The following is a 14,265-nucleotide window of genomic DNA, read 5'->3' on the forward strand; positions in this document are numbered from 1 at the left end:
CTTGCGTTTCTTTTAGCATTTTTAGAAATCTAATAATGCGATGAACTTTTCAACTCCTACAACATGTATTAATAATAGTATACGCGGGCCGCTAGACTGATTCATAATGAGCCTATAAATTATAATAAATAATTGTTTTTGATTTTCTTTCATTATTTTTTTATTTTCATGATGGCAAATTGAATACAATTGTTCCATAAAGTTAGAGTAATCTTTGTTAGAACGAAGTATTTTGCAAACTTCTACTACCCATTCTTTCTGCCTTTCATCTAACGTGTTGTAAAACTCTGTATTTCTCTCTTGATTTACCGCAATTAATTTTTCAGATTGAAAGTTTCTTATCCAATACTCTGCACGTTTGCTTATCGGTATCATATCCTCTAACGCATACTTCCTATCTATTTTTTCTAATATACCTTGTAAAATAGATGAATCAAAATTTAATAGCGGTAACGTTCCTGCTACTTGATTAAATTTTGGATATTCTTTAAGCCTGCCATAAACTTTAGAAAGTTTAATTGTATCAAATAAATCTTCATTTTTGAGCGTGTTATTGTCATAACCATCTTTCAATCGTTCATATTCTGTATAATTGCGAATCACATCTTCATCAAGGTCGATATGAAAAGCTGCGTTTGGTCTGTATTTAGCAAACATAAATAGAATCACTTCTGGTAAATACACTTTTAACAACTCGCTAGGTGTAATACTATTCCCTGATGAACTAGACATTTTTTCATGATTCCCTTTAATTCCAATGAAATCATAAGCAACGTAATGAGGAGCTTCACGATTGAATATTTTCCTTGCAATTTCCTTGGATACATTATAACTACCCGTTTCCGATGAATGATCTCTTCCGCCCGGTTCAAAAATAACATCCTCTATCATCCACCTCATCGGCCAATCGATTTTCCAATTCAGTTTCATTTTATTTGTATTTAATACTGATAATTCATTTTGATTTCCACATACACATTCATACTGAACTGATTTTAATACTTCATCAAAATGTGTAATCGTTGTTGCATCTTTCCCGCATTTCTCACAATACAATGTAACCGGATAAAAGCTCTCTCGCTCTTCTTCACTACACTCTCCAGTTTTAAAACCCATTAAAATATCATATATTTCTTTTCTTTTATATAAAGACTCGAATATATTTTCGTTATACCTTCCGCTTCTATATTCAGCATGTTGATATATGAATTCCACTTCAATTCCAAATGCTTGAAGAGATTTCTCAAACTCTTTTTCAAAATGCTCTGCATAGGAGTTATGACAGCCATACGGATCTGGTATATCACAGTACGGCATACCAATATATTTTGCAAAAGATGGATCAATATTTTTAGGAACTTTTCTAAATCTATCATAATCATCCCATGAGAATATAAAACGAGTCTTTTTCCCTAAATCTTGTAGTGCTCTTACCACGAAATATGTCGTTATTATTTCGCGGAAGTTGCCGATATGAACAGAACCAGATGGACTGATTCCAGATGCGCAAACAAACGTTTCTTTGTTTGGATGTTTTCTAATTAATTCATGTGCTACTTCATACGCCCAATGCATATGTTACTCACCTCAATTATTATTTGTTTTCACATTTTCAAATTTATGCAATAAAAAAACTCCCACCCCCAAGATTATTCATCTTGAGGACGAGAGTTGTTAGCTTCGCGGTACCACCTCAGTTTGTCAATACGTCGCCATATTAACCTCTTCAGGTACGGCAAAATATGCTTATACCCTATCTCTATAACGGGAGAACCCGTCGCACCATCCCTAAACAAATTAGTTCCTTGCGCAGCTCCAAGTCTTTTTTCATTAAGATGTATACCGCTCTTTCTCAGCTACCAGAGCTCTCTGTACGTATACTTTCTTAACTACTCTTCTCTTCCATGCCATTTTATATATTAGTTTTTTCATATGATAATTTATAATACTTTTATTGTCAAACTTTTCCGGACAAAAAACTATCTAAATAAATGCTTTATCGCTTCTAATTGAATTTTGTGGCTACACTCATCGCAACAATATGTTCCTTTCGGTTTCTCTTTAAATCGCTTATATTTTTCACTACCTTCGTAAGCAAGAAATATATTTTTACAAGAAAAGCAAACAATTTCATAAAACATCATATGCATTTCCCTCTCCATGTTTATAGATTTTTTATCCCTTAAGAAAATCAATTTTCTATAGTACAAATCTTAATACCCTCTGACTAAAAGGTTTATCTTTATTCTCATCGAATTATAAAGATATCTTATAAAGCGAGGTGAAAATCTTGATCAGTAATTTAGAATTGGTTTTAGATGCTAAAGCTAGTTTAGCTGAAGGGCCTTGTTGGAATGAAAATATTGGAGCTGAAACTATATGAACCATATCGATCACATAAGACACGAAGAAAAGAAATATCATGACCTTTATTATGAACAATATAAACTATTTGAAACTGGCTCTTGGCTTTACAAACCAGTTAAAACAGTTATGGACTTAATGGATTACTTTCAAGGACAAAATAACTTGCAAGTACTTGACCTCGGATCTAGCGTCGGAAGAAATAGTATTCCAATTGCACAAAAAATAAAACATACTAGCGGGACTGTTACATGTGTGGACTTACTAGATTCCGCTTTAACAAAATTACAAACTTATAGCAAAGAACATGATGTATTTGAAGTTATAAAAGCAGAACAAACAGCAATTGAGAACTACTACATCCAGCCTGATACTTATGATTATATCGTTGCAGTATCAAGTTTAGAGCATGTCAAATCAGAAAAAGATTTAACAAACGTGCTCCATTCTATGAAAAAAGGTACAAAAACTGGTGGTATCAATTGTTTAATTATTAACTCGAACATACAAGAAATTGACTTACATACGAAAGAAGAATTAGATGCTTTAATTGAAATTAACCTTGCTACTGATGATATGATACGCCTATTAAAAAGCATTTATAAAGAATGGCAAGAAATAAAAGTTGAAATAAAAGAATTAGCTTATAATATAGTCCGAAACGATAGACACATTCAATTAAAAACAAATGCTATTACGTTTGTCGTACAGAAATAACAGCATAAAATATAGAATAATATTTTCATTCTATGAGATTTTTATCATTAAATCTTTATTAAACAGTAATATAAAAACCATGCTTCGACATCAATAGAAGCATGGTTTTTAAAGGGAATATTCGGCTTTATATTCAAGCCACCGATTGAAATAACCATTTCTTTATTTATTCCGACTGTAACTACTTTAAAAAGTACTAAACCCTTTTTGAAATATCTCCCTGTATTAAGTTCAGCAATTAAATAGTCTTATTCCCAATCTGACATTGTATGAAGTACATATAAATAATCTTTTCTAGTTTGCATTCATTAACACTCCATTCACAACTTAATCTTATCCCGTCTTTTCTAACAGATAATCTATCTATTATTTATAATTGCTTGTCGAGCTTTTTCTTTATCATCAAAATGAATTGTTTTATCTTTTAAAATTTGATACGTTTCATGCCCCTTCCCTGCAATTAAAACGATATCATTAGAAGATGCCATTTTTATTGCATGGTTTATAGCAAGTTCACGATCTACTTCTACTTTATAATTCAAATTATTATCTTGTGAAAATCCTTTTTCAATATCCTTCATTATTGCCTGCGGGTCTTCCGAACGTGGATTATCAGACGTAATATAAACAAAATCGCTATAACCTCCAGCAATTTCACCCATTATAGATCGTTTTTTTGCGTCTCTATCTCCACCACAACCGAAAACAGTAATGATTTTACCTTTTGAAAACTCGCTAATTGTAGACAGGACATTTTCTAACGCATCCGGTGTGTGAGCATAGTCCACTATTACAAGGAAACCTTGATTCTCGTCTATGATTTCCATTCTACCTTCAATGCTCTTTAAGTTAGATAAGCTGTCACTAATATTTGTAAGCGGAATACCTTCAACCAATGCAGCTGTTATTGCTGCTAATGCATTATAAACGTTAAATCGTCCTAATAGATTTAGATTAACTTTTATTTCTCCATTAAAGGCAGATGCTAAAAACTGTATTCCTTTTGAACTTAAAGTAATATCCTTCGCTTGAACATCTGCTCTATTATGTATCCCATATGTGATAACTTCTGCCGAAGTAACTTTTTTAAAGTATTCTACCGATGGATCGTCTGCATTCAAAATAGCAATTTTTTTATCTGTAGCAGAAAAATCATTTCCTAATCTTGAAAAAAGAAGACCTTTTACGTGCTTATATTCCTCAAATGTTACATGATAATCCAAATGATCTTGCGTTAAATTTGTGAAAACAGCAGTTTTAAAGTTACACCCTTTAACTCTCTCCATATGTAAGCCTTGTGACGTAACTTCCATAACACAATAATCTGTATTATGATTTTTCATCGTCTGCAAATTCCGTTGAAGTGTTGGAGGTTCTTGCGTATTAATTTCAGTCGGATACCATTTTGAACCAATTTTAACTCCGTTATTCCCCATAAGCCCTGTTTGAAATCCATAGTCAGTTAAAATTTTTTCAATTAAATAGGAAGTAGTTGTTTTACCATTAGTTCCTGTAATTCCAATTAGCTTCATTTTATTAGATGGGTAACCATAGTAATGTGACGCAATAACTGCCATAGCATACCTTGCATCTTTAACGATTATTTTAGGTATTTCAATGTTTACATCTCTTTCTACAATTAACGCCACAGCTCCATTTTTCACTGCAGCTTCAACAAATTGATGTCGATCTTCAAGAAAACCATCAATACCTGATACACATATAAAAAGATTTCCGCTAGTGATCTTTCTAGAATCCATTTCTAATCCCGTAATTTCTACATTCATATCGCCAATGGCTTCTTTAATCAATAACAAATTCGCCAGCTCTTTTAGTTTCAAATCCCCCGCCTCCTTACACATTTCCCTATTCATTCTACCACTTTATACAAAATAATGGTTTAAAATACCATATCAATCATCTTAAATAAAAAATAAAAGAGCACTTGTTTCCGCAAGTGCTCTTTTTGGGGATTTTGAGATATCCTATTAACGAAAGTTAAGGTTACTTAAAGTTAAAAGGTATTTATATTATATGCTTGTCCTTTTTATTTGTGCATTATTAATATATAAACATTTATAATAACTTCAAATTATAGTACTTTCTTACATTTTATCATTAAGAAATTAATTGAAGGCTTATTTTCCATGATCTTATTTGGTTCGTCAATTTCCGAAACTTGTACTAATCCATACTTATTAAAATCTTGTTTTATAGATTCAGAATCATAGAAGAACATTTTTACACCTTCCATTATCTCAAAATAATCTTTATCCAACTGTTTTCCTTTTCCATGCATTGGAGCTTTTTTAGAAACTGTTGTGAAAACCATATATCCACCTGGTTTTAACTGATTATAACAATCTTTAATAAATTTCTCTCGCTCATGCTCATTTAACAAATGAAGAAGTGCGTGACTAAATATTCCATCATACAGTTTATTATCAAAAGGCATTTCGTTTACCGAACCGTGATACATACTAACATCATCTAGTCCGTTTTCTCTTGCTAAATTGATGGCTGTTTTTGAAATTTCAATACCTGTTACATTTATACCATTTTCGATAAACACCTTTGCGTTTCTTCCATATCCAATACCCGGAACTAATATGTCTTTAGCGTTCTTTTCCAGAAAAAAATCTTTTGTCAAAATTGCAGATTCTGTAGGTTCAAATCCCCACATCGTTTGTTTCTCAATAAAACTTGATTCCCAAAATTCCATTATGTTTCTATCTCCTTATTCCGTTTTTAATATCACATGACAGATGTATAAATTTAAGCACAGTGACTCCCTGTGCCACATTGCTTTTTTTATTCCTAATACCAAAAGATATATGTATTGTTTATATATAGTCTTTTCTTCTATTCATATTATTTACCATAGTCACCATAACTCCATTGAATATAGCATACTAATAAATCTATTTCTATTATAAAGATTGGTTTAAAATCCACCTTATTTTATTATTCCTTACGTTTGTAGAAAAATAAAATGCACCCGAATGGATGCATAAAGTAAACTTACTCGTTATTACTTTCTCCACTTTCATCAACTGATTTCAAGTCTAACAGGCTGCTTATATCAGGCGGCAAAGCTAACTCTATACCCGCTACTGGTTGATTATCTTCATTAAACCATTGTTTCTTAAATTTACTCAATTCTTCACTTTTCTTATTTTCATCCATATTACCCCGCCTTTTATGTACATGATATTAAACACTTTACTTAATATGTACATTGAGAAAGATAATATACGATTTGTACATAATGAAAGAGCAACAACCCTTCTCTGTTTACACAACCGGTTGTACCTATAAAAAATCCCCGTACATGTTACTCCTCGTTTTGTTATCATATTAGTGACGAAATATATGTGACCTACGTGACAAGTACGTGGTCATTTTATTCATATGAGACAAATACTTTTAAAGGGGTAATTATCCTTTCACTTAATTCCTCAAAACATTTTTCAAGTACGGTATAATGAATATCATATTGAAAAATCTCTTCTATCCATGGCGTCTGTTCTATATGATTATCAAAAACAATCTGCATGTTTTTGATAATCATATCCGTCACTTGATCCAATGATTTGCAATTCTTTCCGGTAAAAGTCAGCGGTTAATGTTAATTCTTCTTTATTACCATCAGAAAGTATACATATTTCACCATTACTATTAAGAGCTTTTTGCAATGTACGGAATCCGCTATTTGTAGCTGAACATTCGAAACCGTAACTATATGTTTCAATGATTTGCTCTACAGAATCATAAATGTTTTTGGCACCAAATTTTTTAGCAAATCTTCTTCTACTTCTATTTGGTTCAACAACATCCACATGATCCACACCTACATAGTATTTTAAGAAATAACAAGTGAGTAAACCAATCACTCCCATTCCAGTAATAAGTACTTTTCCATCCTTTCGCGGATTTAGTTTTAATACTCCTTTAGCAGCATCACATAAAAGAATAGATAATAAAGCAACTTTAGGTTTTATATAATTAGGCACTCAAATTATTTTATGCCCCCTTAACTATTCCTATCTTTTCATGTCCATAAAAAGAAACTACTTTATTACCAACTTAAATTACTTCACCATAACTTTCATATCCAGTTTTTCTTGGATAAATAGGATTTGTATCTGTAACATCCGATTCTTTATACTGTGGTAACTCTGCTCCAATACTTATTGCACCTGCAATTGTTTTAACGATAATTTCATCATCCTGTATAGACTTAATTTCTCGCGTTTCCCACTTAAACCGTTTTGGTCCTTCTAAAACTAATTTATTTTGTTCCTTTTATAACCCTCATCTTTTATAAAAAAATATTCTCACTAAATTTCAAACAATGTATAATAGATTTAATAAAAATTTAAGCTATAACGTTGGCTAGCACCCAACAGTGATAATATGATAATTGAATTTGATGGATATGGAATAAATGAGCATGTTATTGGCTTTAACTGTTCTCTACATGAAATAAGAACAATGTATTTAAATGTTAAAAGTGAAGACTTATCTACCGAAGATCTTCTAAGCTTATTTTGTGTACGGTATCACTATGAAAAACTCCCAAAATTACTACAAGAAGAAGTCCTAAGCGATGTTGTCATTGATTTAGATACGGACTATATTTATATTCCTAATAGATAACAGTAAACGAGATGAAATGAATAGAAATTACGATTCAGCTAAGTGTTTAATTAAATAAGTAAATGCCCAAATTACTGTCGCAAATTGAGTAACTAAATACATGGTCCATTCAAAACCAGTCAATTTTCTCTCTCGTTTAACTTTCTTTAAGTATCTGTAAAATATAAATGTACTTAAAAACATTAGTAACAACGATAATTGTTGTAAATCATCCACTATACGTACCGCCATAAACTTCATCATCCTCCTAATTTAAAATATAAAATGAAAATATAATTAAAAGGGGCCATTCCCCCCTGATTATTAGTTGAACCAATCGGGCTTTTACGAACTGTTAATGAGGAGTACTCTACAATATAATGGTATCATCAATCGGTAATAAATGGTATTTTTTCATTGAACTCACAAAATACTAAGAGATATACACTCAAATATCATGTAGTTTTCAAGAGCTAGATTAAATACTAGCCTTTGAGCCACTTAACTGTTAACTTCCTTTTTAATTTTTATAGATTGTTGCATAGTATCACTATTCTCAGCCATTATATTTTTTTCTCCACGAAAAAAAATGCTACTAAAAAAGTAGGAGTTATGCAAACTGATAGTTAGTATTCAGTTATACAGAAAAATCTTCTCCGTAATATATATCCTTACTTTAACAATTTGGATATACTTTTTTAAACTAATCAAGATTATAAAACAATACCATTTTCATCTGCCGTTTTCCTCTTCAATCCAACACTTACATTTATAGCACCTTGATCAACCAGGGATAATTTCTTTCATTTTGGAAATTTTATAAGTAAACTTTTTGAGAATTTCTTGAGGTGCGATCAATGTTTTTAAACCAGAATAAAAACGAAAGAAAGTTACTTGTTTTTGCAACAATTATACTCATTCTTTATTTGTCTCCTTTATTTATTCTTGGAGAAAATGCGCATATTCGCATTCATGATAATCTTGATTCCAATTTGTCATGGTACAAGGTTTTGACATCGAGTGGAGAGATAAGAGGTTCGATTAATGGTACAATTCCACAGGTGATAAATAATCAATTGTCAAGAAACGCATTTAGTACGGAATTTAGTTGCATTGTTTGGTTGTATGCTTTTTTTCCAAATATGGTTGCTTATGTATTAAGTCAGACGATTACAAGAGTGGTTGCTTTTATAGGCATGTATGTACTTTTAAAACATCATTTTTTACCGAGAGAGGAATGGATGGTCATTTCAATGGGAGTTTCATTAGCTTTTGCTCTTACCCCTTTTTGGCCATCAGGAATGCTTAGTACTCTGGGAATGCCTCTTGCACTTTGGGCATTTTTAAATATTCGAAAAGGGGAAAAGTTGTGGAAGAACTATTTCGTACTTACTCTAATTCCTCTATATTCGAGTTTTGTTTTAGGTTTTTTCTTTTTTTTAAGTAGTATAGGGATGCTCTGGTTAGTGGACTTAGTAGTAAAAAAAGAATGGAACTTTCGTTTTCTTTTTTCAATTATTTATATGACGCTCATTTACATGGTTGTAGAATATCGCTTAGTATCTTCCTTTTTTTTATTAACTGCACCTAACAGTAGAGATGAATATTTTCATGCAAGATTATCGTTATGGCGTTCCCTCCGACTTACAGTGAAAAATTTTCTTTTAGGACATACCCATGTCATGACAGTCCATACATTTATAATTTTACCTGCCATACTTATTGCGTTGTATTTCATCATTACGACAAAACGATGGAAGCGAGAAAAAGTCTTTATTTTTTTGTTCTGTTTTAACATAGTTTTGTCAATTTGGTATGCTTTTTGGTTTTATAAAGGTTGGCTTCCATTAACAAAACGGCTTCACATTTTAGATACATTTAATTTTGCACGTTATCATTTTTTGCGCCCGTTAGTTATTTATGTTTTATTCGCTCTTGGATTAAAAATATTGTGGTTACAAGGGAAAGTATGGAGATACGTTGCAACAAGTTTTATGATAGCTCAAATTATTTTGTTATGCTTTTATAATGAAGAAATTATTTATCAAAATAAACCTTCAGTAAAGGAATTTTTTGCAAAAAAACAATTTCAGGAGATAAAAGAGTATATCGGTTTACCTTTGGAACAGTACCGTATCGCTAATATTGGTTTACATCCAGCTATCGCTCAGTACAATGGTTTCTATACACTTGACACATACAACAATTTTTATCCTCTATCTTACAAATATGAATTCCGAAAAATAATTGAGAAGGAATTAGCGAAAAATAAAACGATTCGTACGTATTTTGACGAATGGGGTGGCCGCTGTTATATTTTCACCGATGAACTTGGAAAACACTATATGTTTAAGAAAGGTTCGAAAAAACGCTTAAAAAATGTAGAGCTAAATATAGAACATTTTAAAAAAATGGGTGGTCGTTACATGTTTTCTGCTGTCCCTATTGAAAATGCAGTAAAAAACAATTTATACCTTGAGAAAATATTTGTATCAAAGACATCCGCTTGGGAAATTTATTTGTATAAGGCAATATAAGTATGTACATTAGATTGGCTCTCTCAATATAAATTCATAAAAAACCAAACTAATCTTTAGCTGCAATGTTAGTTTGGTTTTTACTATTTTGTATTAAATTAAATTACACACCACATTCCTAGCTACACTTAAACTCTTTTTAACAATTTTTAATCACTATATCCCCTGTGCCACTGTCCTTGAAAAATTTGATTTTGCCCCTGGCCTTTATGGGCAACACTTGTTGAGATTACTGTTGGTTTTATCCCTGTTCGCAAGAATCTCCCACTTCCAAAATACGAATTGCAATTTCGATACCATCTTGCTTAGTAACAACCTCTGTAGTTTCTTCAATCGTTTCGATTCTCCCCATACAAGACAATACTTCTTCCTGTTACATATACAGTAGCTCCGGCTACAACTACTATTTTTCCTTGTAATAATTTCATTTTATTTATCTTCATTTTTATAATTCAATTTTATAACTTCCGGTATATAATTACTATCATATTTCCTCGTATAGGTTTCACCATCTGGAGTAACTAATTGTAATATAATCTCACCACAAACACCATGTGGTATTTCAAATTCACCTCCTGCATTTGAAATACTGCGCACCTTACTTTCAATAGAATCTTCATAAATTTTCACATTAGATATAGGTTCGTTATTTTGATCTACGATAATACCTCTTGAATACTTACCAACCGCAATGCATTGGTCATCTTTTTTATAATATTTAGTCACAACTATAGCTCCAATTATTATAGCGATACACACAAACAAGAGAATTATTTTGCGTCTCACAACAAACCCCCTTATTCATTTTTTTCTTTTTTAAATTGAAAGGTTATACGTTCCACTTGTTTGATTTCCTCAATTACTTTACGAATTCCTTCTTCAATCCTATCTTCCTTCACATTCGATACGTTTAACTTTAATAGTCTATCTTTCGGAAAACCTCTCAAATAATTTTTATCAATCGCATCAATACTTATTTGCATTTCATTTAATCTATGGAAAAACATTTCGGAAATACTCGTTTTGTGTAATTTTAAACAAGTGTGGATTCCAATTGTATTTTGCTTTTTATATGTGAATAAAAGCGGGTTTTCACTATGAGTTATTTCTAATGTTTCTGCTAGTTTTTTAGATCTATCGTGATAGGAAGATTTAATTTTATTTTTATGACGTTCAAACATGCCACTCTTTATATATACTTCTAAAGCAGCTTGGGATATCATCGGGCTATCGATATCTAAAATCTTTTTATATGTATGGAAAGCATTCGCTATTACCGGTGGGATTACTGCTATACCCACTCGTAAACCTGGAAAAATAATCTTTGAATAACTTTTCAAATATATGACATGATTCCCATTATCCAAGCTATATAACGGATCTGCTTTTGAATCCATTTCTAAATCTGCTAAATAATCATCTTCAACTATATATACATTATATTTCTTAGCCAATAACACAATTTTTTCTTTCTCATCTTTAGAATAAGCAGTTCCGAGCGGATGATGATATCTTGGTATTGTATAAAAGAATTTTATTTTACCTGTTCGAAAAATGCGTTCCAATTCATTTAAGTCAATACCTTCATTCGTACGTTTAATACCAATTACAGGAATTTTGTTTATTTCTAGATATTCAATATATAGATGATATGTTGGTTGTTCAATTAATATCGTTTCATTTTCATTTGGAAATGGTATAGAAGTTAATATTACTAGCGCCTGCTGTACACCTGACGTTATAAAAATATTTTCTTCTTTAGTGAAGACTTGATAGTTTGCCAGTTGTTTTTGAATAACCGGAATTAAAGACGGTAAACCTTTCGGCGTCCCATATATAAACAAGTCATTTTTATATGTATCAATGGCTTTATTAATACAATGTTGAAAATCTACATATGGAAAAACATCTGGATCTGGTGCTGAAGAAGCAAAATCAATTATCTCGTCGTTTTCTATAGCACTCCCTGATTTTCGAACAACGTAGTATCCACTTTGAGGAACGGAATAAATAATATGGCGCTTTTCTAATTCATGTAGTGCCCGTATAACTGTCGCCTTATTACATTCATATTGCGTAACGAGTGATCGTATAGACGGTAATTTCTTTCCTTCTTTTATCACTCCATGTTGAATCATGTTTTCTATATCATTAAAAATATGTAAATACTTATACATTATTTCACTCCCTTATAGAAGCTCTGATAAAGTAAAGTTTAACATTATTTCACATTTCCTTCTCTTAACAAGGAAATTACAATTAATAAATAGAATATCTCCATGAATAAATAAAAAGTGAGGGATATGTCATGCAGCGCTTAAATACGATTGATATTAGTAACGTTCTAGAATTAGAAAACACTCTTTCTACTCTAGAAAATGAAGTGATTTCTTCAAAACTAGAACTTGAAAACTGGTTAAAAAAACAATCTACATTCATTTGGGAAATTGAAGAACAATTAACATCGCACTATATCGCCTTTCAATGTAGTACAGATAATAAAAAAATAAAAGATACTTTTGAATATGACCAACAATTTGTCAGGCCTCTTTTGAAACGTTATCAAAATTCATTTGATAATAAATATTTAGAGTCCCCTTTTCGAATGGAACTTGATCCAAAAGCGTATAGCTTACTAGATAAAAAAATTAAGAATGCGCAAACTTTATTTTGTGAAAAGAACATTGATTTAGAAGTGAACGAAGACAAACTAGTAACCGAGTACTTCGAAATTACAGGTGGTTTAACCGCACAATGGGACGGTGAAGAGAAAACAATTACTGAACTACAGTCTTACTTACAAGATCCAGATCGTCACATACGAAAAAAAGCAAAAACGCTCATTTCTGAAACATTCTTATCTGTCGAAGATACATTACAACATATATTAAATGAATTAATCGTAATCCGTCATCAAAAGGCCAAAAACATTCAATTAGATAATTATCGTGATTATATGTTTAAAAAATATGAACGTTTCGATTATACGCCTGAAGATTGCTATGAGCTTGCTGAATCTATTCGTAAATACGTTGTACCACTTATCGATAAAATATTTAATCAGAAAAGATCTGAACTTCAAGTAGATAGTCTTCGTCCATGGGATTTAAAAGCAACCGCACCAAATCAAAAAGCATTAAAACCTATCGAAGACGCAAGTGAATTAATCGAAAAAAGTTCTCGTGTTTTACACAAACTAGATCCTGAATTTTCTACATTACTGGACCGGATGCATAAAAATAATTGCTTAGATTTAGAAAGTCGTAAAGGAAAAGGACCAGGAGGGTTTTGCGAATATTTACCTGCTTCTCGATTATCTTTTATTTTCATGAATCTCAATCATACACATTATGATGTTACTACTTTCCTCCATGAAATGGGCCATAGTATTCATAATGAGTGTATGAAGCAGTTAAAACTTCAAAAATATGTAGAGATCCCTTCAGAATCAGCTGAACTCGCTAGCATGACGATGGAATTATTTTCGATGGAGTATTGGGATACATTTTATGAAAATAGCGAAGAGTTTATAAAAGCAAAATTAGATTTCTTTAAAGATATTGTTAAGTATTTACCACAAATGCTTATCGTTGATCAATTTCAACATTGGATGTATGAAAATCCTAACCATACCGCTAAAGAAAGAAATGAACAGTATTTAGAATTACATAACACTTACCAATCAAACGTCGTAAATATTGAAGGGTATGAAAATTGGATCGCAACTGGCTGGTTACCTGTACTACACATATTCGAAATACCATTCTATTACATCGAATATGCTATCGCACAACTTGGTGCGTTGCAAATGTATAAACAATATAAAGAAAATCCTAAACAAGCAATAGAAAATTATAAAAAGGCTTTATCATTAGGTAGCTCTAAATCTTTAACGGAAGTATATGAAACAGCTGGAATTCGGTTTGATTTTTCTGGAGAAACGATTAAAGAACTAATGTTATTTGTAGAGGGCGAATTAGCGTTACTTGAACAATTGTAATAAGAAAGC

General features: G+C 31.4%; 14 protein-coding genes, 2 pseudogenes and 1 other annotated feature. Of the genes and pseudogenes, 4 read left to right on the plus strand and 12 right to left on the minus strand.

The annotated features are described in order from the left end of the window. Window positions 1–21 precede the first annotated feature (21 nt). Window positions 22–1,575, minus strand: coding sequence for a lysine--tRNA ligase (lysS, locus tag ACTFOB_RS01720; RefSeq protein ID WP_440024166.1), 1,554 nt, complete (start codon window positions 1,573–1,575; stop codon window positions 22–24). A gap of 82 nt (window positions 1,576–1,657) precedes the next feature. Then, window positions 1,658–1,914, minus strand: a binding site (T-box leader). Window positions 1,915–1,979: 65 nt separating this feature from the next. Next, window positions 1,980–2,150, minus strand: a complete 171-nt coding sequence (locus ACTFOB_RS01725; RefSeq protein WP_440024777.1) for a DUF2197 domain-containing protein — start codon at window positions 2,148–2,150, stop codon at window positions 1,980–1,982. Between the two features lie 229 nt (window positions 2,151–2,379). On the opposite strand from ACTFOB_RS01725, the gene ACTFOB_RS01730 reads away from it, so the two are divergent. After that, window positions 2,380–3,081: a class I SAM-dependent methyltransferase gene (locus ACTFOB_RS01730; protein WP_440024168.1), complete on the plus strand. Its 702-nt coding sequence runs from the start codon at window positions 2,380–2,382 to the stop codon at window positions 3,079–3,081. Between the two features lie 116 nt (window positions 3,082–3,197). Here the strand turns inward: ACTFOB_RS01730 and ACTFOB_RS01735 are convergent. The 6 genes and pseudogenes from ACTFOB_RS01735 to ACTFOB_RS01760 all read right to left on the minus strand — a co-directional run. Continuing rightward, a pseudogene (locus tag ACTFOB_RS01735) lies at window positions 3,198–3,386 on the minus strand (glutamine amidotransferase); the annotation flags it as partial. 54 nt (window positions 3,387–3,440) lie between these two features. After that, on the minus strand, window positions 3,441–4,922 hold the full coding sequence (locus ACTFOB_RS01740; protein WP_440024169.1) for a UDP-N-acetylmuramoyl-L-alanyl-D-glutamate--2,6-diaminopimelate ligase: 1,482 nt from the start codon (window positions 4,920–4,922) through the stop codon (window positions 3,441–3,443). Window positions 4,923–5,173: 251 nt separating this feature from the next. Further along, the gene (locus tag ACTFOB_RS01745) at window positions 5,174–5,803 is read right to left on the minus strand and encodes a class I SAM-dependent methyltransferase (RefSeq protein ID WP_440024171.1); all 630 of its coding nucleotides are present in this window, start codon (window positions 5,801–5,803) and stop codon (window positions 5,174–5,176) included. Between the two features lie 299 nt (window positions 5,804–6,102). Next, on the minus strand, window positions 6,103–6,267 hold the full coding sequence (locus ACTFOB_RS01750; protein WP_440024172.1) for a hypothetical protein: 165 nt from the start codon (window positions 6,265–6,267) through the stop codon (window positions 6,103–6,105). 353 nt (window positions 6,268–6,620) lie between these two features. Then, a complete protein-coding gene (locus ACTFOB_RS01755; protein WP_440024173.1) occupies window positions 6,621–7,094 on the minus strand; it encodes a zinc-binding dehydrogenase in 474 nt (157 codons plus the stop codon). A 95-nt stretch (window positions 7,095–7,189) separates the two neighbouring features. Continuing rightward, the gene (locus tag ACTFOB_RS01760; protein ID WP_115735470.1) at window positions 7,190–7,240 is read right to left on the minus strand and encodes a KxYKxGKxW signal peptide domain-containing protein; all 51 of its coding nucleotides are present in this window, start codon (window positions 7,238–7,240) and stop codon (window positions 7,190–7,192) included. 257 nt (window positions 7,241–7,497) lie between these two features. Here ACTFOB_RS01760 and ACTFOB_RS01765 point away from each other — a divergent pair, with 257 nt between their 5' ends. Next, window positions 7,498–7,740, plus strand: a complete 243-nt coding sequence (locus tag ACTFOB_RS01765; protein WP_440024174.1) for a hypothetical protein — start codon at window positions 7,498–7,500, stop codon at window positions 7,738–7,740. 27 nt (window positions 7,741–7,767) lie between these two features. Here the strand turns inward: ACTFOB_RS01765 and ACTFOB_RS01770 are convergent, their stop codons facing one another. Next, window positions 7,768–7,971, minus strand: a complete 204-nt coding sequence (locus ACTFOB_RS01770; RefSeq protein ID WP_440024175.1) for a hypothetical protein — start codon at window positions 7,969–7,971, stop codon at window positions 7,768–7,770. Window positions 7,972–8,576: 605 nt separating this feature from the next. Between ACTFOB_RS01770 and ACTFOB_RS01775 the strand changes: the two genes are divergently transcribed. Next, window positions 8,577–10,256: a DUF6044 family protein gene (locus tag ACTFOB_RS01775; protein WP_440024177.1), complete on the plus strand. Its 1,680-nt coding sequence runs from the start codon at window positions 8,577–8,579 to the stop codon at window positions 10,254–10,256. A gap of 274 nt (window positions 10,257–10,530) precedes the next feature. Here ACTFOB_RS01775 and ACTFOB_RS01780 read toward each other — a convergent pair. The 3 genes and pseudogenes from ACTFOB_RS01780 to ACTFOB_RS01790 all read right to left on the minus strand — a co-directional run. Then, window positions 10,531–10,684, minus strand: a pseudogene (locus ACTFOB_RS01780) (short-chain dehydrogenase); the annotation flags it as partial. A gap of 1 nt (window position 10,685) precedes the next feature. Next, on the minus strand, window positions 10,686–11,042 hold the full coding sequence (locus ACTFOB_RS01785; RefSeq protein ID WP_440024179.1) for a carboxypeptidase regulatory-like domain-containing protein: 357 nt from the start codon (window positions 11,040–11,042) through the stop codon (window positions 10,686–10,688). A gap of 11 nt (window positions 11,043–11,053) precedes the next feature. Next, the gene (locus ACTFOB_RS01790) at window positions 11,054–12,433 is read right to left on the minus strand and encodes a PLP-dependent aminotransferase family protein (protein ID WP_440024181.1); all 1,380 of its coding nucleotides are present in this window, start codon (window positions 12,431–12,433) and stop codon (window positions 11,054–11,056) included. Between the two features lie 131 nt (window positions 12,434–12,564). Here ACTFOB_RS01790 and ACTFOB_RS01795 point away from each other — a divergent pair, with 131 nt between their 5' ends. Further along, on the plus strand, window positions 12,565–14,256 hold the full coding sequence (locus ACTFOB_RS01795) for a M3 family oligoendopeptidase (protein WP_440024183.1): 1,692 nt from the start codon (window positions 12,565–12,567) through the stop codon (window positions 14,254–14,256). Window positions 14,257–14,265 lie beyond the last annotated feature (9 nt).

The organism is Bacillus cereus group sp. MYBK79-1 (genome assembly GCF_051915365.1).
Taxonomy (GTDB): domain Bacteria; phylum Bacillota; class Bacilli; order Bacillales; family Bacillaceae_G; genus Bacillus_A.

Bases quoted from the DNA above. Each gene is read 5' to 3' on its own strand.
- lysS (WP_440024166.1), bottom strand. From the start codon at position 1,575: ATGCATTGGGCGTATGAAGTAGCACATGAATTAATTAGAAAACATCCA.
- ACTFOB_RS01725 (WP_440024777.1), bottom strand. From the start codon at position 2,150: ATGCATATGATGTTTTATGAAATTGTTTGCTTTTCTTGTAAAAATATA.
- ACTFOB_RS01730 (WP_440024168.1), top strand. From the start codon at position 2,380: ATGAACCATATCGATCACATAAGACACGAAGAAAAGAAATATCATGAC.
- ACTFOB_RS01745 (WP_440024171.1), bottom strand. From the start codon at position 5,803: ATGGAATTTTGGGAATCAAGTTTTATTGAGAAACAAACGATGTGGGGA.
- ACTFOB_RS01750 (WP_440024172.1), bottom strand. From the start codon at position 6,267: ATGGATGAAAATAAGAAAAGTGAAGAATTGAGTAAATTTAAGAAACAA.
- ACTFOB_RS01765 (WP_440024174.1), top strand. From the start codon at position 7,498: ATGATAATTGAATTTGATGGATATGGAATAAATGAGCATGTTATTGGC.
- ACTFOB_RS01770 (WP_440024175.1), bottom strand. From the start codon at position 7,971: ATGGCGGTACGTATAGTGGATGATTTACAACAATTATCGTTGTTACTA.
- ACTFOB_RS01775 (WP_440024177.1), top strand. From the start codon at position 8,577: ATGTTTTTAAACCAGAATAAAAACGAAAGAAAGTTACTTGTTTTTGCA.
- ACTFOB_RS01790 (WP_440024181.1), bottom strand. From the start codon at position 12,433: ATGTATAAGTATTTACATATTTTTAATGATATAGAAAACATGATTCAA.
- ACTFOB_RS01795 (WP_440024183.1), top strand. From the start codon at position 12,565: ATGCAGCGCTTAAATACGATTGATATTAGTAACGTTCTAGAATTAGAA.